General features: G+C 59.0%; 21 protein-coding genes and 1 tRNA gene. 13 read left to right on the top strand and 9 right to left on the bottom strand.

All coding sequences use genetic code 11. From position 1 onward, the window contains the following. Positions 1-11 precede the first annotated feature (11 nt). Entirely contained in the window at positions 12-1,538 is a 1,527-nt protein-coding gene (gene pntA / locus G5332_RS10010) for a Re/Si-specific NAD(P)(+) transhydrogenase subunit alpha (protein ID WP_421249598.1), read from the bottom strand. Positions 1,539-2,045: 507 nt separating this feature from the next. Continuing rightward, a complete protein-coding gene (gene yqhD / locus G5332_RS10005; protein ID WP_421311237.1) occupies positions 2,046-3,209 on the bottom strand; it encodes an alcohol dehydrogenase in 1,164 nt (387 codons plus the stop codon). 157 nt (positions 3,210-3,366) lie between these two features. On the opposite strand from yqhD, the gene G5332_RS10000 reads away from it, so the two are divergent. From G5332_RS10000 to G5332_RS09975, 6 genes are all read left to right on the top strand, one after another. Beyond that, complete coding sequence (locus G5332_RS10000) at positions 3,367-4,269, top strand: AraC family transcriptional regulator (RefSeq protein ID WP_005339751.1); 903 nt, start codon at positions 3,367-3,369, stop codon at positions 4,267-4,269. A 17-nt stretch (positions 4,270-4,286) separates the two neighbouring features. Continuing rightward, positions 4,287-4,799, top strand: a complete 513-nt coding sequence (locus G5332_RS09995) for a lipocalin family protein (RefSeq protein WP_421249600.1) — start codon at positions 4,287-4,289, stop codon at positions 4,797-4,799. Between the two features lie 464 nt (positions 4,800-5,263). Next, complete coding sequence (locus G5332_RS09990; RefSeq protein WP_227341773.1) at positions 5,264-5,959, top strand: DUF969 domain-containing protein; 696 nt, start codon at positions 5,264-5,266, stop codon at positions 5,957-5,959. Further along, positions 5,959-6,882 carry a DUF979 domain-containing protein gene (locus G5332_RS09985; RefSeq protein WP_421212409.1) on the top strand — a complete coding sequence of 308 codons (924 nt, stop codon included), beginning with the start codon at positions 5,959-5,961 and terminating at the stop codon, positions 6,880-6,882. The genes G5332_RS09990 and G5332_RS09985 overlap by 1 nt, the downstream gene beginning before the upstream one ends. A 14-nt stretch (positions 6,883-6,896) precedes the next feature. Beyond that, complete coding sequence (gene pcp, locus G5332_RS09980) at positions 6,897-7,544, top strand: pyroglutamyl-peptidase I (RefSeq protein WP_421212410.1); 648 nt, start codon at positions 6,897-6,899, stop codon at positions 7,542-7,544. Further along, positions 7,541-8,005 carry a gamma-glutamylcyclotransferase family protein gene (locus tag G5332_RS09975; RefSeq protein ID WP_421249601.1) on the top strand — a complete coding sequence of 155 codons (465 nt, stop codon included), beginning with the start codon at positions 7,541-7,543 and terminating at the stop codon, positions 8,003-8,005. Before pcp ends, G5332_RS09975 begins: the two co-directional genes overlap by 4 nt. A gap of 64 nt (positions 8,006-8,069) precedes the next feature. Here G5332_RS09975 and G5332_RS09970 read toward each other — a convergent pair whose 3' ends face one another. Together G5332_RS09970 and G5332_RS09965 are read right to left on the bottom strand one after the other, a co-directional pair. Further along, positions 8,070-9,962 carry a methyl-accepting chemotaxis protein gene (locus G5332_RS09970; protein WP_421249602.1) on the bottom strand — a complete coding sequence of 631 codons (1,893 nt, stop codon included), beginning with the start codon at positions 9,960-9,962 and terminating at the stop codon, positions 8,070-8,072. Positions 9,963-10,169: 207 nt separating this feature from the next. Continuing rightward, positions 10,170-10,667 (bottom strand): lactoylglutathione lyase family protein, encoded by a 498-nt coding sequence (locus tag G5332_RS09965; protein ID WP_005339743.1) that lies wholly within the window; start codon positions 10,665-10,667, stop codon positions 10,170-10,172. A 100-nt stretch (positions 10,668-10,767) separates the two neighbouring features. On the opposite strand from G5332_RS09965, the gene G5332_RS09960 reads away from it, so the two are divergent. After that, positions 10,768-11,640, top strand: a complete 873-nt coding sequence (locus G5332_RS09960) for a LysR family transcriptional regulator (RefSeq protein WP_421249603.1) — start codon at positions 10,768-10,770, stop codon at positions 11,638-11,640. Between the two features lie 144 nt (positions 11,641-11,784). Here G5332_RS09960 and G5332_RS09955 read toward each other — a convergent pair. Continuing rightward, positions 11,785-11,861: transfer RNA gene (locus tag G5332_RS09955), tRNA-Trp, on the bottom strand. Positions 11,862-12,062: 201 nt separating this feature from the next. On the opposite strand from G5332_RS09955, the gene G5332_RS09950 reads away from it, so the two are divergent. The 5 genes from G5332_RS09950 to G5332_RS09930 all read left to right on the top strand — a co-directional run bounded on the left by G5332_RS09950 (position 12,063) and on the right by G5332_RS09930 (position 14,972). Then, positions 12,063-12,605, top strand: a complete 543-nt coding sequence (locus G5332_RS09950; RefSeq protein ID WP_421249604.1) for a hypothetical protein — start codon at positions 12,063-12,065, stop codon at positions 12,603-12,605. Between the two features lie 99 nt (positions 12,606-12,704). Further along, entirely contained in the window at positions 12,705-12,899 is a 195-nt protein-coding gene (locus G5332_RS09945; RefSeq protein WP_133249581.1) for a hypothetical protein, read from the top strand. Then, on the top strand, positions 12,880-13,800 hold the full coding sequence (gene pyrB, locus G5332_RS09940; protein ID WP_005339735.1) for an aspartate carbamoyltransferase: 921 nt from the start codon (positions 12,880-12,882) through the stop codon (positions 13,798-13,800). Before G5332_RS09945 ends, pyrB begins: the two co-directional genes overlap by 20 nt. A 15-nt stretch (positions 13,801-13,815) precedes the next feature. Then, positions 13,816-14,280 carry an aspartate carbamoyltransferase regulatory subunit gene (pyrI, locus tag G5332_RS09935; RefSeq protein ID WP_005339730.1) on the top strand — a complete coding sequence of 155 codons (465 nt, stop codon included), beginning with the start codon at positions 13,816-13,818 and terminating at the stop codon, positions 14,278-14,280. A 200-nt stretch (positions 14,281-14,480) separates the two neighbouring features. Continuing rightward, positions 14,481-14,972 (top strand): arginine repressor, encoded by a 492-nt coding sequence (locus G5332_RS09930; RefSeq protein WP_005339728.1) that lies wholly within the window; start codon positions 14,481-14,483, stop codon positions 14,970-14,972. Positions 14,973-15,103: 131 nt separating this feature from the next. Here G5332_RS09930 and G5332_RS09925 read toward each other — a convergent pair whose 3' ends face one another. From G5332_RS09925 to arcA, 4 genes are all read right to left on the bottom strand, one after another. Continuing rightward, on the bottom strand, positions 15,104-16,510 hold the full coding sequence (locus G5332_RS09925) for a YfcC family protein (RefSeq protein ID WP_005339725.1): 1,407 nt from the start codon (positions 16,508-16,510) through the stop codon (positions 15,104-15,106). Positions 16,511-16,633: 123 nt separating this feature from the next. Further along, complete coding sequence (gene argF, locus G5332_RS09920; protein WP_021231476.1) at positions 16,634-17,638, bottom strand: ornithine carbamoyltransferase; 1,005 nt, start codon at positions 17,636-17,638, stop codon at positions 16,634-16,636. Between the two features lie 79 nt (positions 17,639-17,717). After that, positions 17,718-18,644, bottom strand: coding sequence for a carbamate kinase (arcC, locus tag G5332_RS09915; RefSeq protein ID WP_216952270.1), 927 nt, complete (start codon positions 18,642-18,644; stop codon positions 17,718-17,720). Between the two features lie 62 nt (positions 18,645-18,706). Then, positions 18,707-19,927 carry an arginine deiminase gene (arcA, locus tag G5332_RS09910; RefSeq protein WP_005339718.1) on the bottom strand — a complete coding sequence of 407 codons (1,221 nt, stop codon included), beginning with the start codon at positions 19,925-19,927 and terminating at the stop codon, positions 18,707-18,709. 747 nt (positions 19,928-20,674) lie between these two features. Between arcA and G5332_RS09905 the strand changes: the two genes are divergently transcribed. Beyond that, entirely contained in the window at positions 20,675-20,851 is a 177-nt protein-coding gene (locus tag G5332_RS09905) for a hypothetical protein (protein ID WP_421172631.1), read from the top strand. The last annotated feature ends 40 nt before the right edge of the window (positions 20,852-20,891 follow it).

Raw genomic sequence — 20,891 nt, 5'->3', positions numbered from 1 at the left:
GTTAAACCCCCTTAATCCTTACGGAACATCTTCAGCATGCGCTGAGTGACGGTGAAGCCGCCGAAGATGTTGATACTGGCAATCAGCACGGCGACGAACGCCAGCGCGGTGACCAAGGTCGACCCTTGCCCGATCTGCAGCAGGGCACCGACCACGATAATGCCGGAGATGGCATTGGTGACCGACATCAGCGGCGTATGCAGGGCGTGCGAGACGTTCCACACCACGTAGTAACCGACCACACAGGCCAGGATGAATACGGTGAAGTGGGAGAGGAAGGCTGCCGGGGCAACGGACGCAATCCAGCCGAAGGCGGCGATGCCGAGAGCACCGAACACGAACTTCTTGTTGGAAGGCTTGGCCTCTTCCTTCTTGGCGGCCGGTTTGGCGGCGGCCGGTTTCTGCGGGGCAGCAGAGACAGAGATGGCGGGCGGCGGGAAGGTCACTTCACCGGCCTGGATCACCGTCATGTTGCGCTGAACCACATCTTCGAAGTTGATGGCAACGTTGCCGTCCTTCTCCTTGCACATCAGCTTCATCAGGTTGACCAGGTTGGTACCGTAGAGCTGGGAGGATTGGGCAGGCAGGCGACCCGGCAGATCGGTGTAACCAATCACCTTGACGCCGTTGTCGGTGACATGCAGTTCACCCGGCACTGTGTATTCGCAGTTACCGCCAGCCTGAGCGGCCATGTCCACGATGACGGAGCCCGGCTTCATGCTGTCGACCATCTCTTTGGTGATCAGCTTGGGAGCCGGCTTGCCCGGGATCAGGGCGGTGGTGATGATGATGTCCACCTCTTTGGCCTGCTGGGCGAACAGCTCCATCTCGGCCTTGATGAACTCATCGGACATGACTTTGGCGTAACCATCGCTGGATGCACCGTCTTCGCCACCGAAGTCCAGCTTGAGGAATTCCCCACCCATGGATTCGATCTGCTCGGCCACTTCCAGACGGGTATCGAACGCACGCACGATGGCACCGAGGGAACCGGCAGTACCGATGGCAGCCAGACCGGCCACACCGGCACCGATCACCAGTACCTTGGCAGGCGGCACTTTACCGGCTGCGGTGATTTGACCGGTGAAGAAGCGACCGAACTGGTGCGCAGCTTCAACCACGGCGCGATAGCCACCGATGTTGGCCATGGAGGAGAGGGCATCGAGGGACTGGGCACGGGAGATCCGCGGCACCATATCCATCGCCATCACATTGATGTTGCGCTCGGACAGCTTCTTGACCAGCTCAGGGTTCTGGGCAGGCCAGATGAAGCTCACCAGAGTGGCGCCATCTTTAATTTGTGCGATCTCGGCATCGGTCGGCGCATTGACCTTGAAGATAAGGTCGGCTTGCCAGACATTCGGCACCACGCTGGCACCGGCAGCCTCGAAGGCGGCATCATCGAAGCTGGCCGACAGGCCTGCGCCGGTCTCGATGGCGACCTCGAAGCCGAGCTTTTTCAGCTGCTCGACGGTAGCCGGGGTCGCTGCGACCCGGGTCTCACCGGCGAGACTCTCTCTCGGTATTCCAATCTGCATGACTATTCCCTGATGGTTAATAAACAATCGCTGCCCAGTGTCTCACTTCTGACGAAACAAGACATGACCAAAGTGCAGGTCCAGGGCTCTTTGTTATGAAAATCAGTAGGCTTTACCTCAACCTCCTGTCATGGTCAGGCCCCCGCTTTTCAGGCGCGAAGGTGATTAGTATCAAATTTTGGAGTTTTATTACAACCGCAGTCCCGACGGCACTCGTACAGAATTCAGCCCATCCCTGGCTACGATTAAAAAAAACAAACCAAATTAGAGGCTTATACCAGTAAAAACGGCTGAAAAAAGTGATCCAACCAGTCAAAAAAAATGTTTTACCGGCCCTCTATCTTAGCGTTTTTTGTTCTTACGAAATCCGCTTTCGTCTCACTTCTCGCAGCGAAATGCCGAAAAGTAACATTTTCCCAACAAAAGCGGGGCCACTCAGCCGCCAGAAGGCGGGAGAGGGCCCCGACAATTCAATCGTTTCGCCCGTTTGGCGCCGATTGGCGGCCCTTACCAGGCCGCTTCATAAATATGCTGGCTCTGCACCAGATCGATGTCGCCGTGCTCGCCGATGGCAGTCATACCGTGCTCCCCCAGCTTGCCGATCAGGGTGTCGATACCCAGATCTTTGAGACCGTAGTCGCGCAGTCGGGTCTTGACCCCCATCCGCTCGAAGAAGTCGCGGGTCGCGGCGATGGCATCGTCGATGCGCTCCGCTTCGCTGCCGCTGTGCAGACCCCACACCCGCTCGGCGTATTGCAGCAGCTTGGCATGTTTCTGTTTGCGCTTGGCCTGCAGCAGGGCGGGCAGCACCACCGCCAGAGTCTGGGCGTGGTCGAGGCCGTGCAGGGCAGTCAGCTCGTGACCCAGCATATGGGTGGCCCAGTCCTGCGGCACACCGGCACCGATCAGGCCGTTCAACGCCATGGTGGCGCTCCACATGATGTTGGCGCGTACCTCGTAGTTGTGCGGCTCGGCCAGCGCCTTGGGACCCTCTTCGATCAGGGTCAGCAGCAAACCTTCAGCGAAGCGATCCTGCACCTTGGCATTGACCGGATAGGTGAGGTACTGCTCCACGATGTGAACAAACGCATCCACTACCCCGTTCGCCACCTGACGCTCGGGCAGGGTGTAGGTGAGCCCCGGATCCAGCACGGCGAAACGCGGCATCACGAACGGCGAGAAGAAGTGCACCTTGTCGCCACTGCTGCGACGGGTGATGACGGCGCCCATGTTCATTTCGGAACCGGTCGCCGGCAGGGTCAGCACGGAACCGAGCGGGATGGCGGAGCGCACTTTGCTGCCGACGGTCTCGAGAATGTGCCAGGGATCCTTGGCCAGATCGTAGTGCGCAGCAGCGGCGATAAACTTGGTGCCATCGAGCACTGAGCCACCGCCAACGGCGAGCAGGAAATCGACCCGCTCGGCACGGGCCAGCTCCACAGCGCCCATCAGAGTCTCGTAGGCCGGGTTCGGCTCGATGCCGCCAAATTCAAACAGGGTCATGCCGGCCAGCTCGTTGCGGATCTGCTCCAGCAGGCCGCTGCGTACCACGCTGCCGCCACCGTAGGTGATCATGACGCGGGCGTCGCTCGGAAGCTGCTCGCGCAGCTGAGCGATCTGCCCTTGGCCGAACAGGATTTTGGTCGGGGTATGGAGAGTAAAGTTGTTCATCGACATTGCCTTCTTCTGATAGTCAGGGCGGCCAGGCCGCGAAATCGTGATTGCATTTTTCTCCAGGACAACCCTATCATCAAGACAACATCCTGCTTGATTCTTGCCTATTTCTACAAAGCAGCAAAAACAGGAACTGTCGAATCAAAGAGCGCCCATGCAAAACCGTTACAGCGACCTCGCAACCAGATTGACCCGCCACGTCACCGCCCCCGGCATCACCCCATCACCGGTGAAACAGGTCAACCTCATCTATACCACCGAGCACCATGGCCGCACCCCGGTGCTCTACCAACCGCGGATGATCGTTATCCTGCAGGGACACAAGGTGGGTTATCTGGCGGATCAGGTGTTTCGCTACGACCCCAACCACTATCTGCTGATGACCCTGCCGCTCCCCTGCGAGTGCGAGTGCTTCGCCTCCCCCGAGCAGCCGCTTATCGGTTTTACCATCGAGATCGATCTGGTCACCCTGCAAGAGCTGTTGCTGGAGCTGGGCGATGCCCTGCCCGCCCCCGCGCCACAAAAGAGCGGTGTCCACTCGGTCCCCCTGTCGGAAACCATGTTTTGCGCCGCCGAGCGACTGATCGAGCTGATGGATAACCCGTTGCACGCCAGGGTGCTGGGGCCGCAGACGGTGCGGGAGATGCTGTTCCACGCTCTCACCGAGGGGGGCGGCCCGGCGCTGCAGGCGCTCGCCAATCGCCACAACCATGTGGGCCAAATCGCCCGGGTGCTGCGTATGATAGAGTCCCGTTATGCCGACAACCTCACCATGGAGGAGCTGGCGCGGGAGGTGAACATGAGCGTCTCCGCCTTTCACCACCACTTCAAGGCGGTCACCGCTACCTCGCCGCTGCAATACATCAAGTCGTTTCGCCTGCACAAGGCGCGAATGATGATGCTGCACGACGGCATCAAGGCGGGTACCGCGGCGGCCAGAGTCGGTTACGAGAGCAACTCCCAGTTCAGTCGGGAGTACAAGCGCTTCTTCGGCAGCACGCCGACGGATCAGGCCTCCCGCTTCCGGGATGGCCAGCTGCGCATCATCGAGGGATAACGAGAGAGGGATTACCTATGCGTTCACTGCTTTGTCTGTTTACCGTCTGGCTGCTGACGGCCTGCACCGGGATTGCCGATGGCATCCGCCCCGTTACCGGCTTCCAGCTCGATCGTTATCTCGGTACCTGGTACGAAATCGCCCGCCTCGACCACAGCTTCGAGCGGGGGCTGGAGCAGGTGAGCGCCACCTACAGCCTGCGGGACGATGGCGGCGTCAAGGTGCTCAACCGCGGCAAGCAGAGCGATGGCAGCTGGCGCGAAGCCGAGGGCAAGGCCTACTTCGTCGGCAACCCTGACGAGGCGCGGCTCAAGGTGAGTTTCTTCGGCCCCTTCTACGGCGGCTACAACGTCATCGACCTCGACCCCGATTACCAGCTCTCGCTGGTGACCAGCTACAACCACGACTACCTCTGGATCCTCTCCCGCTCACCCAACCCGCCCAAGACGAAGGTGGATGCGCTGGTCGCCAAGGCGAAGTCGCTGGGCTTTGCCACCGACCAGCTGATTTGGGTCAAGCAGACCCCCTGAGACAGCACCGGTGGCGATGCCATCGCCACCGGTTCTCTCCGCCTTTCCCTCTCGAGTTCCTCAACCCTGCTCCGCACAACCACCGCCATACCCAGCCATTCGCTGACGGTTGCCAGATAGACATTGCGCAACAATCCCCATCACCCATCACCCATCACCCATCACCCATCACCCATCACCCATCACCCATCAATGGAAGAGAATAGCGATCATATTGTCAGCCCAATATTTATTGTCGCCAGGCTCCCCAAAATAATCTGAATGAATGATTAGGGGGCAACAAAATAGCCTGGACGGTGCAGGACTCACCATTTACCAACGAACGATAAACCGACAAAAAGCCCCAACAAGAAACCAATCGAATCCCTTTTTGGGGATTTTTTGTTGCCATCGCAGTAACCAGATGATAAACAGCTCGGCCACCCCAAAATGCATATAAATATTCACTTTAACGAGGTGATTAATTGGAATTTATTAAATTAAGCGGAATTCTTATTATTTTATTGGGATTTTATTTCAAACTCGACACTCTGGCCGTCGTACTGGTGGCCGCCGTCACCACGGCGCTGGTCTCCGGCCTATCCATGACCGATTGCCTCTCCCTGCTGGGTGAAGCCTTCGTCTCCAACCGCATGGTGACGCTGTTTCTGCTGACCCTGCCGATGATCGGCATCTGTGAACGCTACGGCCTCAAACAGCAGGCAGTCACCCTGATCGAGCGGATCAAGAAACTCACCCCGGGCAAGTTCATGACCCTCTATATGTTTATCCGCGAACTGGCCGGCCTCTTCTCGGTGCGGGTTCAGGGTCACACCCAGTTTATTCGTCCGCTGGTCAACCCTATGACTCAGGCTGCAGCTACCAAGGTGCACGGCAAATTAAGCGAAGAGGATGAGGAATATGTCAAGGCGCGGGTTTCCGCCACCGAAAACTACGGCAACTTCTTTGCCCAGAATACCTTCGTCGCCTCAGCCGGGGTATTGCTGATCGTCGGTACATTTGAATCTCTTGGATATAGCGTCTCTGCCGTCGATATTGCCAAGGCATCCATGCCAATAGCCATTATTGCCCTGCTGATGGTGGCTATTTCCAATATGTGGTTTGACCGCCAGATGGCCAAGACATATACCGTGAGCAGCGACAAGGAGGGGCAACAATAATGGCGACTCTCATCCCCAACATGCTCGAATTCTTTTATGTGCTGATAGGCGTCATCCTGTTCAGCAGCGCCTGGCGCGTCCTGCGTGACCCCAGCCACCCGGCCAAGATCGGCACCGCCCTGTTCTGGACCATCCTGGGTGTGCTGTTCGCCTTCGGCAGCTATATCCCCAATGTCATCAATGGCGTGCTGATCCTCGCCATGGGGGCCATCACCCTGCTCAAGCAGGTGAAGATCGGCAAGCTGGAGCAGGCGAGCGAGGAGGAGTCCCAGCGCCACGCCAACCGCATCGGCAACCGGATCTTCCTCCCCTGCATCCTGCTGGCCGTGCTGGCGGTGGTGATCGCCCAGTTCACCCCCCTTGGCGGTCAGGTCGGTATCGGTCTGGCGGCGGTCATCGCCTTCGTCATCACGGTACTGCTGACCCGGGCCACCCCCTCCACCGTAGTGGGTGACTCCGACCGGATGATCCAGCAGGTCGGCATCACCGGCATTCTGCCGCAACTGCTGGCTGCGCTCGGGGTGATCTTCAACACATCCGGCGTCGGCGATGTCATCTCCCACGGGATCTCAACCGTAGTGCCGGTCGGCAGCCCCTTCGTCGGGGTGGTGGCCTACTGCCTCGGCATGATGGTCTTCACCATGATCATGGGCAACGCCTATGCCGCCTTCACCGTCATCACCGCCGGCATCGGCATCCCCTTCGTCATCGCCCAAGGCGGTGACCCGGTGGTAGCCGGTGCGCTGGCGATGACCGCCGGCTTCTGCGGCACCCTGATGACCCCCATGGCCGCCAACTTCAACGCCCTGCCCGCCGCCCTGCTGGAGATGAAGGATCTCAACAAGGTGATCAAGGTGCAGGTGCCGATGGCGCTGACGCTGGTGCTGATCCATATCGCCCTCATGTATTTCTGGGCATTCTGACCATTCGGGAGAAGATGATGAAAGTACTGATTACCGGTTTTGACCCCTTCGGCGGCGAGCCCATCAACCCGGCATGGGAGGCGGTCAAACGCCTGCCGGAAACCATTCTGGACGCCACAGTGATCAAGGCGCAGATCCCCACCGTCTTTGGCAAGTCAGCCACCCTGCTGGCAGAGCTGATGCGCCAGTACCAGCCCAACGTGGTGATCAACGTCGGTCAGGCGGGCGGCCGCTTCGCCATTACCCCGGAGCGGGTCGCCATCAACATCGACGATGCCCGCATCCCCGACAACGAGCAGCAGCAGCCCATCGACGAAGTGATTCAGGCCGATGGCGCACCGGCCTACTTCTCCCGTCTGCCCCTCAAGGGAATGGTGCAGCGCATCAAGGAGAACGGCATTCCGGCGGCGGTCTCCAACACTGCCGGCACCTTCGTCTGCAACCACATCATGTACCAGCTGCACTACCTGATCGAGAAAGAGTTCCCGGCGGTGCGCGGCGGCTTTATCCACGTTCCCTACATCACCGAGCAGGTAGCGGACAAGGTGAACCAGCCCTGCCTCGCCATGAGCGAGATTACCCGCGCGCTGGCGCTGGCCATCGAGGCGGTGGTGCTGCAGCAGGATGGCGATATCAAGGTCGTGGGCGGCGAGATCTCATGAGCCTTTGCCAGCCACACCCGCTGTTCGTCTATGGCAGCCTGATGGACGGGCTGTTCAACTACCGCCGCTATCTGGCTCACCACGTGAGCCAGACGCCCCGGCGCGCCCGGGTGCGCGGCGCTCTCTATCACCTGCAGCACAAGGGCTACCCCGCCCTGTTGCAGGGGGATGACTGGGTCTATGGCGAGCTGTTTGTGCTGGACGACTTCCCTGCCGCCATCGCGGCGCTCGACGAGATGGAGAACTTCCACGGCGAGGATGATCCCCAGAGCGAATATCTGCGCCAGCTCATCGAGGTGGAGATCTTCGACCCGGTGCAGGGGCGTTATGTCGGCCAGCAGCAGGCCTACCACTACCGCTACGTGGTGCAGCACGATCCCAAATGGCAGCAGGGCAAGCACTACCTGCCCGACGGCAACTGGCGTGCCTTCCATCTGGCGCAGCTGGAGAGCGCCGCCTGACGGTCAGCGACAATAACAAAGGGCAGCCCGCGGGCTGCCCTTTTCATGGAAGATGGCCTGAGGATCATAGCCGGAAACGGCCGATCTCCTGTTCCAGCCGCTCGGTCAGCGCCTTCAGCTCTGCCGCCTGCGCCGCCTCCTGATTGGCCTGCTCGGCCAGCTCCTGCGAGACGTGGCGGATATTCTCGGTATTGCGGCTGATCTCGCTGGTCACCGAGGTCTGCTCTTCGGCCGCCGCCGCGATCTGGGTCGCCATGTCGCTGATGGAGCCGATCGCCTCGTTGATCCGCGCCAGACTCTGGTTGGCGGACTCCGCATCCTCGACGCTGGTGCCCGCCAGCTGGCGGCTGGTCTCCATACCACCCACGGCGCGGCGGGTGGTCTGCTGCAGGGTCTCGATCATCTGCTGGATCTCGTCGGTGGAGTCATGGGTGCGGCGCGACAGCACCCGCACCTCGTCCGCCACCACCGCGAAGCCACGGCCCTGCTCACCGGCCCGCGCCGCCTCGATGGCGGCGTTGAGCGCCAGCAGGTTGGTCTGCTCGGCAATGCCGCTGATGGTGGCCAGAATGCCGCTGATCTTCTGGGCATGGGCATCCAGCTCGTTGATGATCTGGCTGGCATCAGCCACCTCATCCGCGAGCCCGGTAATGCTGCGCTGGCTCTGACCGACCTGCGACTGACCCGCGACCGCCAGCTTGACCGCCTCGCCGGAGGTGGTAGCGGCAAACTCGGCGTTGCCGGCGATCTCCTGCGTAGCGGAGGCCATCTCGGTCACCGCGGTCGCCACCATCACGATCTCGTCCTGCTGCTGACGCACCCGCTGGCTGCGGGAGTGGGCGCCGGCCGCCTGAGCACGGGACTGGGCCGCCAGCTCGACGGTGACATCGCGCAACCGGCTGACAATCCCGTGCAACCGGGCCACGAACTGGTTGAAGTTGCGTGCCAGCTGACCCACCTCATCCTGACTGCGGGTGTCGATATGGACGGTGAGATCCCCCTCGCCGTGAGCGATGTCGTGCAGCGCACCGGCCACCCGGCCCAGATCGGCAAACAGATACTTGAACATGGCGGTGAGCAGGGCGCTGAACACCAGCATCAGCAGCAGCGTCAGCCCCACCAGCTGCCACAGCAGGGAGGCGAGCGGCGCCTCCAGCACGTCGCGGTACATCACCATGGCCAGCAGCCAGTCGGTGCCCGGCACCGGCTGTACCGCCAGCAGCACGTCGCGCCCGTCGAGGGTAGCTGCGTGCAGTTCGTTGTTCTCGCGGCCCCACTGCTGGAAGGTGGCCGCCGACAGATCGGGGGAGAGCTCGCCAATCTGCTTGAGCGCCAGCTCCTTGTTGGGGTGACCGACGATGAGGCCGCTGCTGTCGAGCAGCATGGCGTAGCCCTCACCCTGCACCTTCATCGCCAGTACTTCATCGATCAGCTTGTCGAGCGCCAGGTTGGCCCCCACGGCGCCGACCAGCTCACCCTGATGGCGCACCGGCTCGGAGAGAGTAACCACCAGCTTCTGCATGGTGACGCTGACATAGGGGGCAGTGACGATCAGCTGCCCCGCCTTCACCGCATCCTGATACCAGGGGCGCTCGCGCGGGTCATAGTTGCCGGTGTTGAGGGAGGGATCCTGCCGGGTCATCACCCCCTGCGCGGAGCCAAAATAGGTGAGGCCGAAGCCGCCGGAGGTGTAGGCCTGCTTCAGGTGCGGCACCAGCTCGGCTTGGGGGTTATCGCTGATCAGGTTGACCAGCGCATGGACGGTGTTCTTGCGATCCGTCATCCATTCGCCGATGGCGACCGAGTAGGCGTGGCCATAGTTGACCGCCTCGCTCTGGATGGCGCTCATGGTGCGGGATTTTAGGGTGTGAAAGGCAACGATGCCGAGCAGTGATGCCATCAGCAGCACTACGCCAAGACTGGTGGCCAGCAGCTTGCCGCGCAGAGAGAGGGTCATGACGACGAATCCTTGTTGTTGTGTCAGGCAGGGAAAACCCTGATGTATCAAAGGCTATCGGCCGCAATATGAACAGACTTTAGTGAATCTGTATATTTTCCCATCTATCAACAACAGAACGCGCTATTCGTGTGAACCAGATCGCTATTCCATGCTACTGACTCTTGTAACAACAAAGCAGCAGGCCGCCCTAAGGCGGCCTGTTACTTACCCCTGATATGCACCGGCGGAGTAGGTCAGCTCATAGCTGTGGCTGTAGATCTCGACGATATTGCCGAAGGGATCTTCCATGTAGACCATGCGGTAGGGCTTCTCGCCCGGGTAGTACTCGCGCACCGGCATCCGCTGCTTGCCGCCCGCCGCGACGATGCGCGCCGCCAGCCCCTCGACATCCGGATCCTGCACGCTGAAGTGGAACACTCCGGTCTTCCAGAATTCGAAGTTGTTCTCACGGCGCTCGCTGTTGGGAAACTCGAACAGCTCGATGCCGATCTTGTCGCCGGTGGAGAGGTGGGCGATGCGGAAGGAGCCCCAACCCGGGCCAAACACGTCGTTGCACATCACGCCGATGGCGGAGTCATCCTCGGTGATGGTGGTCGCCGGCATGATGAGATACCAGCCCATCACCTTGGTATAGAACTCGACCGCTTTGTCGAGGTCAGTCACCGTGATGCCGATGTGGGAGAAGTTGCGTGGGTAAGTCATAAGTCACCTTGAAATTGTGTGTGGGAAACAGGTGACATGATAGGAAGGAGAGCCATAATGAAAAATAAGGTCAAACTAATGGAAGGCATAAATTAAATTTATGGTTAATCCACTCTGGCTCCACACCCTGGTGGTGGTGCATGAAACCGGCAGTTTTACCCGTGCCGCCGATCGGCTGGATCTCACTCAGGCCGCCGTCAGTCAGCATATCTCGCGCCTCGAGGCCGAATTTGGCCCCCTGCTGCTGCGCAAGCCCCGTCAGCTGGAGCTCACCCCGCGCGGGCTGGTGCTGCTCGACTTCGCCCGCCAGCAGGAGCAGGCCGCCGAACAGCTGCGGGCACGCCTCTCGGACGACGACCCTCACCACGGCGCCATCACCCTGTCCACCCCGGGTAGCATTGGTCTGCTGCTCTATCCCCTGCTGCTCGACCAGCAACAAGAGCACCCCGGACTCACCATCCAGCACCGCTTTGCCCCCACCCCCGACATAGTGCAGGCGGTACTGGCGGGGCGCAGCGATCTGGGACTGGTGGATCAGCCGCCTGAACACCTCAGCATCGCCGCCGAGCCCTTCGCCCGCGAACCCCTCTGTCTGGTGGTGCCCAACGATGGCAAGGAGCCGAGCTGGCAGTACCTCTGTCAGCTCGGCTTTATCGACCACCCGGATGGCCGCAGCATGGCACAACGCCTGTTGGGACGACGCTACCCCGGCCAGCGCGTTGACGAGATCCCGCAGCGCGGCTTTACCAACCAGATCGGCCTGATCCTGGAGCCGGTCGCCCGCGGCCTCGGCTTTACCGTGCTGCCCCGCTTCGCCGTCACCGCCTTTGCCCAACAGGAGAAAATCCGGGTGATCCAGAGCAGTATTGAGGTGATCGACACCCTCTGGCTGATCTACCGCGCCGAGTGGCCGCTCCCCGCCCGCCACCAGCGGCTGGTCACCGTCCTGAAACAGCGGGTTGCTGCACATTGAACGCTCTTGCGGCAGACATAGAGATCAATGTGGCCACAGTCACCGAGAGCTAGCGGCAAGAAGGAGAAGAGAAAGGAGAGAGGGATAAATTGGCGAACGCCGGAAATGCGAAAGGCCAGCTCAATGAGCTGGCCTTTCTGAAAATGGCAGGGGCGGCAGGACTCGAACCCGCAACCATCGGTTTTGGAGACCGCTGTTCTACCAATTGGAACTACGCCCCTGCAACAAACGAGGCGTAGTATACAAAGCGGGTTTCAAAGGTAAAGGCTTTTTTCACACTTTTAATGCGATTGCACAAATCCCGAACAAGTCGCGCTTGTTTGTGCAGCAAAGCGGGATAACTTGCTGTATTTGCAGCCCTGCCGGGGTAGGAATGGGACATAAATGGGGGTAGGGTGAAATCAAGTACCGGGAGGCCACTTATGCTCAATTACCGATTGCTCCAACAACTGGCGCCCCTCAACTTCAGGGATGAACGCAAGACAGAGTCCCTGCCCGCCTATCTTGAACGGGTCGCGCCGCTGGTGCCCTTTATTCCTGAAAATGTGCTCTCCCAGTGGATTTACCGCCATTGGCGCGGTTTTGAGTCCAACTGGAGCTTTATCGATCTCGCCAGCCATCAGTTCACCTGTGAAAGCTGGCCCACCGCGCAGCTGGTGGATCAGGTGGACTCCCGCCATATGGAGGTGATCGAGCGCTGGGGGGAGATGCTGCGCAGCAACCGCTATGTACGTCGCTCCTGGCTCGGCGAGAAGATGCTGAGCGAAGGCACCTGGCCGGAACCTGTCATCGTGCTGGTGCCGGAAGAGGGAGCCAGCTACCCGAACGGTCATCCCCTACCCCGCCCCTACTGCCTGCTGGAAGGACACCACAGACTCGGTTATTTGCGCGCCATGGCCCGCGATGGGGAATCGCTGCAAGAGACGCACAAGGTGTGGATTTGTCGTCATGTTTCCGCCACTTAAACGTTTTTCATGCTGAAATTGGCATCGTAAATAAAATTTTGACAATTAAAAAACCGGCCCTATAATCTGTCCGGTTTTGAAAAAGGTCGGGACGAAACGATGCAGTTTTTGATTCAGAAAACAGCCTTGCAGACGGGTGGTGCGCACCAGAGCGGCCCCGTTGTTTCCGGTTCCCACCCCAAAGATCCCCAGTTATTTTTAAAAAAAGCCCCTGTTTCAGGGGCTTTTTTTTGTGCCCGAAAAACCTCCAATGATGTCAAAGGGAATGCAGACGATGACCAATCCACTCTATAAGAAACATGTCATCTCCATTTCGGACCTGACCCGGTCAGAAATGGAACTGGTAGTCTCAACCGCACAACGGTTGAAGGCTGAACCTGACACCAGCCTGTTGAAAGACAAGCTGGTTGCCAGCTGCTTCTTCGAAGCCTCCACCCGCACCCGCCTCTCGTTCGAGACCGCGGTACAGCGCCTTGGCGGCAACATCATCGGCTTCGCCGACGGTGGCAACACCAGCGCCAAGAAGGGCGAGACGCTGGCTGACTCCATCAAGATCATCGGTTCCTACTCGGATGCGGTGGTGATGCGCCACCCGAAAGAGGGCGCGGCCCGTCTGGCCTCCGAGTTCTCCCGCGTGCCGGTCATCAACGGCGGCGACGGCTCCAACCAGCATCCGAGCCAGACCCTGCTCGACCTGTTCACCATCCATGAGACCCAGGGCCGTCTGGACAACCTCAACGTTGCCTTCGTCGGTGACCTGAAATATGGCCGCACCGTGCACTCGCTGGCCCAGGCCCTCAGTCTGTTCAACTGCCGCTTCTTCTTCATCTCCCCGGAAGCGCTGGCGATGCCGGACTACATCTGCGAAGAGCTGGAAGAGAAGGGCATCCAGTTCAGCGTCCACCAGACCATGGAAGAGGTGATGCCGGAGCTGGACATCCTCTACATGACCCGCGTCCAGAAAGAGCGCTTCGACGAGACTGAATACAAGCACATGGCTGCCAAGTTCATTCTGGAGCTGGCGACTCTGGAAGGGGCCAAGCCCACCATGAAGATCCTGCATCCCCTGCCCCGCGTCGACGAGATCGATGTGGCGGTCGACAAGACTCCCCACGCTTGCTACTTCCAGCAGGCGGAGAACGGGGTCTATGCACGCCAGGCGCTGCTGGCACTGGTACTGAACGAAACTGTCTGAGCTTAGGGGAATATCATGTCTGACAAGAACCAACTGCAAGTCGAAGCCATCCGTCACGGCTCCGTCATCGATCACATCCCCGCTGGCCAGGGCATCAAGATCCTCAAGCTGTTCCAGCTGGTCGAAACCCAGGAGCGGATCACCGTCGGCTTCAACCTGAAATCCGGTGCGCTGGGCAAGAAGGATCTCATCAAGATCGAGAACACCCGCCTGACCGAACAGCAGGCCAACCAGCTTGCGCTGTTCGCCCCGAAAGCGACCGTCAACATCATCGAAGACTTCAATGTGGTGAAGAAGCACCAGCTGGAGCTGCCTGAGTTCATCGCCGGCGTGTTCCACTGCCCCAACTCCAACTGCATCTCCCACAACGAACCGGTAGACAGCTACTTCCGGGTGCGCGAAGTGAAAGGCGTGGTACGGATGAAGTGCAAATATTGCGAGAAGTCCTTCACTCAGGACATCGTCAGCGAGCGTTACTGATATCTGATTGGGCCCCACGGGGCCCATTTTTGAACCCTGTCACATCACCGAATTTCCAGTCAGCTATAATTTGCCATCGCAAGATGGTAATGCCCGCTCATTCCCTGCATATAGGCTGATTATCAGTGTTTTTACCTGATAACTGACTGCTATGGCAGATATCGCGCGTTTACCTCCGGTCATCATCAAAGGAATTCGCCGTGGTCAAAACCCTCAGTCGTCCCGTTGCCCAAGAGCCCGATCTGGCCCAGCTGGATGCCTGTCGCCAGATCATCGGTCAGCACTGCTACAGCACCCAGGAAGAGATCCGCCGCGAGCTGTCGGAGCGCGGCTTTGCCGACATCAGCCAGTCCACCATCTCCCGCCTGCTGCGCCGCCTCGGCGTGGCCAAGGCCCAAAATGCCAACGGCAAGAAGGTCTACACCCTGGTCGACGAGCAGCTGGAACCCGCCGGCAGCACCCGCTCGATCCACGACATGGTGCGCGAAGTGGTACACAACCAGCAGATGGTGCTGATCCACACCACTCCGGGAGCCGCCACCGTGGTGGCTCGCCTGCTGGATCGCAACGCCAATCCCGAGATCATGGGCGCCGTCGCGGGCAATGACGTTGTGCTGGTCGCGCCGCGCCATATCAGCCGCACCCGTCAGGCCCACGCCGCCGTGGTGCGCACCCTGGCGCAGGCCCGCTAACCCCTTCCATCGAATGCATCGAGGCGACCTGCGGGTCGCCTTTTTGTTGCCTGCGACTTTGTGTCCATCACTTCTTGCGCCCATAAAAAACGGGAGCCCGCAGGCTCCCGCTTCATCTTGCATGTCATCCCTCAGGAGAGCACGGCACCCAGGCTCAGGCAGACCACGATCAGCACGGTCAGGATACCGAGCAGCGGAGCCACCCATTTCAGCCAGCGCACATAAGGCACCTTGGCGATGGCCAGACCACCCATGACCACGGCGGAGGTCGGGGTCACCAGGTTCACCAGACCGGAGGCAGACTGGTAAGCAGTCACCACCAGATCGCGGCCCACGTTGGCGAAGTCGGCCAGCGGCGCCATGATCGGCATGGTCAGTACAGCCAGACCGGAGGAGGACGGCACCAGGAAGGAGAGCACCACTTCCAGCACGAACATCACGTTGATAAAGACGATAGTGGAGAGGCCGGTCACGATCCCTTCTGCACTGTGCAAAATGGTGTGAGTGATCATGCCGTTATCCATTACCACCACGATACCGCGGGCGATACCGATGATCAGCGCCACACCCAGCAGGTCGCGGGCACCATCGATAAAGTTGGAGGTCAGCTCCTCTTCGCTCATGCGGGAGATAAGACCAACGATGATGGCGGCAGCCAGGAACACGCCGGAGATCTGCGCCATCCACCAGCCCAGCACGGCCACACCGTAGATCATCACGGCAAAGGCGGCGACGAAGATACCCAGCACGATTTTACGGGTCAGGGTGAACTCCAGCATCTGGTCGCTCTTGTTGCCAAGGAAGTGGGCACGGTTCTCTTCCCACTTGTCAGCTACCAGGGATTTGCTCGGATCGCTGCGCACCATCTTGGCGTAACGCATGACGTAGGCAACGCAGAGCAGCCAACCGGCGACCAGCATGGCGACGCGCAGCCAGATACCGTCGGTGAAGGAGATACCGGCCGCATTGGCGGCAATCACGGTCGCAAACGGGTTGATGGTGGAACCCAGAGTACCGATACCGGCCCCCAGCAATACGGTTGCAGCCGCCACCACAGGGTCAAAACGGGCGGCCATCATCACCGGCACCAGCAGGGTGTAGAAAGGCAGCGACTCTTCGGCCATCCCGTAGATGGTGCCACCTGCGGCAAACAGCGCCATCAGGATCGGGATCATCCACTCTTCACGGCCGCGCAGGCGGTCGGTCACACGTTCAATACCGGCATCAATGGCACCTGTCTTGGTCACAATGCCAAGAAAACCACCGATGATCAGGATAAAGAGGGAGACGTCGATGGCGCCTGCCTCATAGGTGTCGTGGTTGTAGAGACCATCGATCGGTGCCAGCAGCACGTCGACGATCCCCTGGGGATTTCCCTCCACCAGTTTGTAGGTACCCGCCACCGGCACTTCTTTGCCGAGGGCTTCGTTCATGGTCATCTCATATTTGCCGGCCGGCACTATCCAGCTCAGGGCGGCCACCAGGGCGATCAGCACAAACAGTATCGTGTAGGCTGACGGGAACTTGAATTTGGTCATGGTCCAGCTTCCTTCTGTGGGTGTGGTATCCATGCAGGCTGCGGGTTGTAGGGTTAGAGGTATTATGCCGCTGTCACATGGTCGAAAAGCCGGGGGTCGCCCCCCGGCACCACTACTGCGACCTTAGTCGCCCAGCGTAGCAACCATCACTGCCTTGATGGTGTGCATCCGGTTTTCGGCCTCGTCGAACACGATGCTGTGCTCGGATTCGAACACGTCCTCGGTCACTTCCAGGCCTTTCATGCCATATTTGTCAGCCACTTCCTTGCCCATGGTGGTCTCGTCGTTGTGGAACGCCGGCAGGCAGTGCATGAACTTCACATCCGGGTTCTTGGTGGCGTTGATGACATCCATGTTGACCTGATAAGGGGTCATCAGTTTGACGCGCTGATCCCAGGCTTCTTTCGCTTCACCCATGGATACCCAGACGTCGGTGTAGAGGAAGTCAGCACCCAGCACACCCTCTTTCACATCTTCGGTCAGGGTGATGCGTGCGCCGGTCTCTTCGGCGATCTGGCGGCACTTGGCAACCAGCTCCTCTTCCGGCCAGAAGGCTTTCGGTGCGACCAGACGGATGTCCATGCCCATTTTGGCGGCGCCGACCATCAGGGAGTTACCCATGTTGTTGCGGGCATCACCCAGGTAGGCGAACTTGATTTGATCCAGACGTTTGCCCTTGCCGTGCTCCAGCATGGTCATGAAGTCGGCCAGGATCTGGGTCGGGTGGAATTCGTTGGTCAGGCCGTTCCAGACCGGGACACCGGCGTAGGCGCCCAGCTCTTCCACGATCTCCTGACCGTAGCCGCGGTATTCGATACCGTCATACATGCGACCCAGTACACGGGCGGTGTCCTTCATGGACTCCTTGTGACCGATTTGGGAACCGCTTGGGCCAAGGTAGGAGACTTGCGCGCCCTGGTCGAAGGCCGCCACTTCAAATGCACAACGGGTACGGGTGGAGGTCTTCTCGAAAATCAGGGCGATGTTTTTACCGACCAGATGCTTGCGCTCGTAGCCACCGTATTTGGCTTTCTTCAGGTCGATGGCCAGATCGATCATGTATTGGATTTCGCGCGGGGTGAAGTCCAGCAGTTTCAGGAAGTTACGGTTACGCAGATTAAAAGCCATGATGAGTTCTCTCTATATATGTTTCAGACCAGTTCGGGCAGTAGTGTTGACTACGCATTCTCAGTACAGATATCGGTAATTACGCATGTACGGTGCGGGTGGCGACGATATTGGTGCCGGCTTCACCCTTGAGGATGGCGAGGCCATCTTCCAGCGAGCCGATGCCGACCATGCCGCCGGTCGCTTTGACAAATTCACAAGAGGCTTCGACTTTCGGCCCCATGGAACCTGCATCGAACTTGACCCCGGCCAGCTCGTCCGGGCTGGTGACGCGCAGCGGACGCTGGGTCGGTTTGCCCCAATCCAGATAGACGGCATCGGCATCGGTCAGGATCAGCAGGGCGTCGGCCTTGATCTGCTTGGCCAGATAGGCGGCAGACATGTCCTTGTCGATGACGGCTTCAATACCGGTCAGGCTCTCGCCATCCCAGGTCACCGGGATGCCGCCACCACCGGTACAGATGATGAGATGGCCCTGGGCAATCAGAGTCTCGATAGCGTCGCCTTCGACGATGCGCTGGGGCAGCGGGGACGGCACTACGCGGCGGAAGAACTTGCCGTCAGCCTTGACCACCCAGTGCTTCTCTTCTGCCAGGGTGCGGGCTTCAGCCTCTTCGTAGACGGGGCCGATAAATTTGGTCGGGTTGGCGAATGCCGGATCCTTGGGATCGACCTGCACCTGAGTCAGCAGCGCGGTGACGTTGCGGCTCGGCATCAGGTTTTTCAGCTCCTGGATCAGCATGTAGCCGATCATGCCCTGAGACTCGGCACCCAGCACATCCAGCGGATAGGGGGATACCTTGGTGTAGGCGCTGTTCTGCAGGGCCAGCAGGCCGACTTGCGGGCCGTTGCCATGCACCAGCACCACGTTGTACTCCTGAGCGATGAGGGCGATGGTCTTGGCGGCAGTTGCAATGTTCTTGCGCTGGATATCCGCTTCCAGTGGCTCACCACGACGGAGCAGTGCATTGCCACCCAGAGCGACGACGACAGTTGGTTTTTTCATAGTGGTTAATCTCGAGTTTGGTTCTGTGTGGCGCCAGCTTCTGCCGGCGCCACGCCGTCTCATCAGATGCTGTCACGTTCCATCGGGCAGCTCATGCAGCGGGCGCCGCCGCGGCCACGGCCCAGTTCATCACCCGGGATGGAGAGAACTGTGATGCCGGCCTTGTCATACTTCTCGTTGGTGTAGGTATTGCGCTCGTAACCCACCACCACGCCGGGACGTACGGTCAGTACGTTGTTGGCGTCGTTCCACTGCTCGCGTTCGGCTTCGAAGCTGTCACCGCCAGTGGTGATGATCTTCAGCTGATCCACGCCCAGTGCTTTCTCGATGGCGGTGACGAAGTAACCCTCTTCCTTGATGTTCATGCCGGTGGCGCCGCCCGGAGTCAGGCTCCAGCACTGCACATCCTTGCGGATCACTTCCGGATAGACGGAGAAGGTGTCGATGTCCATGTGAGTCATGACGGTATCCAGGTGCATGCAGCTGCGATGTTTCGGCAGCTCCATGGCGATGACCTGCTTGGCCTGACCATGTTTGAACAGGCTGCGAGCCAGGTGCTCGACACCTTGCGGGGTAGTGCGCTCGGACATGCCGATCAGCACGGCGCCGCGGCCGATAACCAGTACGTCGCCACCCTCGATGGTGGAGTTGTCGTAGTCACGCTCCTCGTCACCGAAGTACTTGATGAAGTCCTGGCCGGCAAACATCGGGTGCCAGCGGTAGATGGCCTTCACATGGTTGGTCTCGCGGCGACGAGCCGGCTTGGCCATCGGGTTGATGGAGACGCCGCCATAAACCCAGCAGGAGGTGTCACGGGTAAAGAGGTGGTTGGGCAGCGGCTCGATGATGAAATCGGTCGGAGCGTGCATGCCCACTACCATGTTGACGCCGCTGTAGGGCATCTCGGAGTAAGTCAGGCCGCCGGAGAGAATGCGGGCCAGTTCGCGGTGCGGCATGTCAGCCAGGAAGCAGCGCACGTCGTTGGCAAAAGAAGAGCCGAGGCGATAGTCGGAGACCTGATGTTGCAGCAGCCAGGTTTTGGCTTCCGGCACATCCAGGGTTTCCGCCAGCAGATTGGTCAGCAGGAAAACTTCGACATTCTGATCGCGCAGTACCTGAGCGAATTTGTCGTGCTCCTGACCGGCACGTTCAACAGACAGGACGTCATCGAACAGCAGATCCTGGCAGTTGGAAGGAGTCAGACGCTTCAGACTGAGGTTGGGGCGGTGCAACATGACACGGCGCAATTGGCCAACTTCAGAACCTACATAAAATTTGCTCATGATTATATTCCGTCTAGCAGTGGTCCCTGCGAGTGATTGAATAGATTCCTTCTATTCATGCTCGTGGCTAAGGCGGGATATTCTTTATGTAGGGTAATCGGCTTATGTTCTATCCTGCCCTTGCCTTTCGAAGCCGAGGTTAGACCTGCCAATAGCAATAAACTTAGACATTGATCACATTCACTTTGAACTGAATATATTCACCTTTCAATCTATGACTCCAGTAGCAATTTACGCATTTTCCTCTCAGCAAACCCTGAATCTTCATGCAAAACCACCCCGATATATTTCAGGTTGATTCAACTTTTATTCATGCCAACTCACTGGAAAGATTAAAAGAAAAAACAAAAACCCATTAAAAAACAATGAAATGGGTGGCAACTAAAATAATATCTGAATATTACTACCTGTGTATTGAATACATCGCCGTAACGAGAGGAACGCGGGAGAAATAAATACTCACATCGACCACATTCACTGCATAAATCTTTTCTTGTTCCAGATCATGGCATTGACGCCAACCCCATCAGGCCCAGCCTCATAAGTCACCGCCTCTTTTTGCGGTTCAACTTAATATGCACAAAGTCCGCATCAAGGTGGGCAGCCATCCTCGTCGGTCACCACAACGCCTTTTGATACTTTTTTCATTAATTGAATTTATTCACCTCACCTTGCGCTGGCGCCAACCTCGACTTAACTCAGAAAGTGATCCGGATCACACAGGAATGACACTACCAAGGAGTTGTTATGAAGATGAAACCCATGCTGTTGCTCGCGACTTTGCTGCTCTCTGCGCTCCCCACCCTCAGTCAGGCTGAAGGAGCCCCTGCCATACCCATGGTGGTCTGCCATGTCGACAAGGCTCCCCAGATGCTGGTGCCCGACTATGTCTGCCGCTGGCATGGCGGCAGTGTTCACTATTAACCTGCAGAACGAGAGGAGCATCACTCCTCTCGCCTTGTGA

It is taken from the genome of Aeromonas sp. 603757, from assembly GCF_049171255.1.
Classification (GTDB): Bacteria; Pseudomonadota; Gammaproteobacteria; order Enterobacterales; family Aeromonadaceae; genus Aeromonas; species Aeromonas veronii_A.
Note: the sequence above shows the minus strand (reverse complement) of the source record. Positions and strands in the feature narration are given on the sequence as shown.

What these genes read in the sequence shown, in the direction of transcription:
- pntA (WP_421249598.1), bottom strand. Translation starts at nt 1,538, where the DNA reads ATGCAGATTGGAATACCGAGAGAGAGTCTCGCCGGTGAGACCCGGGTC.
- yqhD (WP_421311237.1), bottom strand. Translation starts at nt 3,209, where the DNA reads ATGAACAACTTTACTCTCCATACCCCGACCAAAATCCTGTTCGGCCAA.
- G5332_RS10000 (WP_005339751.1), top strand. Translation starts at nt 3,367, where the DNA reads ATGCAAAACCGTTACAGCGACCTCGCAACCAGATTGACCCGCCACGTC.
- G5332_RS09995 (WP_421249600.1), top strand. Translation starts at nt 4,287, where the DNA reads ATGCGTTCACTGCTTTGTCTGTTTACCGTCTGGCTGCTGACGGCCTGC.
- G5332_RS09985 (WP_421212409.1), top strand. Translation starts at nt 5,959, where the DNA reads ATGGCGACTCTCATCCCCAACATGCTCGAATTCTTTTATGTGCTGATA.
- pcp (WP_421212410.1), top strand. Translation starts at nt 6,897, where the DNA reads ATGATGAAAGTACTGATTACCGGTTTTGACCCCTTCGGCGGCGAGCCC.
- G5332_RS09975 (WP_421249601.1), top strand. Translation starts at nt 7,541, where the DNA reads ATGAGCCTTTGCCAGCCACACCCGCTGTTCGTCTATGGCAGCCTGATG.
- G5332_RS09970 (WP_421249602.1), bottom strand. Translation starts at nt 9,962, where the DNA reads ATGACCCTCTCTCTGCGCGGCAAGCTGCTGGCCACCAGTCTTGGCGTA.
- G5332_RS09965 (WP_005339743.1), bottom strand. Translation starts at nt 10,667, where the DNA reads ATGACTTACCCACGCAACTTCTCCCACATCGGCATCACGGTGACTGAC.
- G5332_RS09960 (WP_421249603.1), top strand. Translation starts at nt 10,768, where the DNA reads ATGGTTAATCCACTCTGGCTCCACACCCTGGTGGTGGTGCATGAAACC.
- G5332_RS09950 (WP_421249604.1), top strand. Translation starts at nt 12,063, where the DNA reads ATGCTCAATTACCGATTGCTCCAACAACTGGCGCCCCTCAACTTCAGG.
- G5332_RS09945 (WP_133249581.1), top strand. Translation starts at nt 12,705, where the DNA reads ATGCAGTTTTTGATTCAGAAAACAGCCTTGCAGACGGGTGGTGCGCAC.
- pyrB (WP_005339735.1), top strand. Translation starts at nt 12,880, where the DNA reads ATGACCAATCCACTCTATAAGAAACATGTCATCTCCATTTCGGACCTG.
- pyrI (WP_005339730.1), top strand. Translation starts at nt 13,816, where the DNA reads ATGTCTGACAAGAACCAACTGCAAGTCGAAGCCATCCGTCACGGCTCC.
- G5332_RS09925 (WP_005339725.1), bottom strand. Translation starts at nt 16,510, where the DNA reads ATGACCAAATTCAAGTTCCCGTCAGCCTACACGATACTGTTTGTGCTG.
- argF (WP_021231476.1), bottom strand. Translation starts at nt 17,638, where the DNA reads ATGGCTTTTAATCTGCGTAACCGTAACTTCCTGAAACTGCTGGACTTC.
- arcC (WP_216952270.1), bottom strand. Translation starts at nt 18,644, where the DNA reads ATGAAAAAACCAACTGTCGTCGTCGCTCTGGGTGGCAATGCACTGCTC.
- arcA (WP_005339718.1), bottom strand. Translation starts at nt 19,927, where the DNA reads ATGAGCAAATTTTATGTAGGTTCTGAAGTTGGCCAATTGCGCCGTGTC.
- G5332_RS09905 (WP_421172631.1), top strand. Translation starts at nt 20,675, where the DNA reads ATGAAGATGAAACCCATGCTGTTGCTCGCGACTTTGCTGCTCTCTGCG.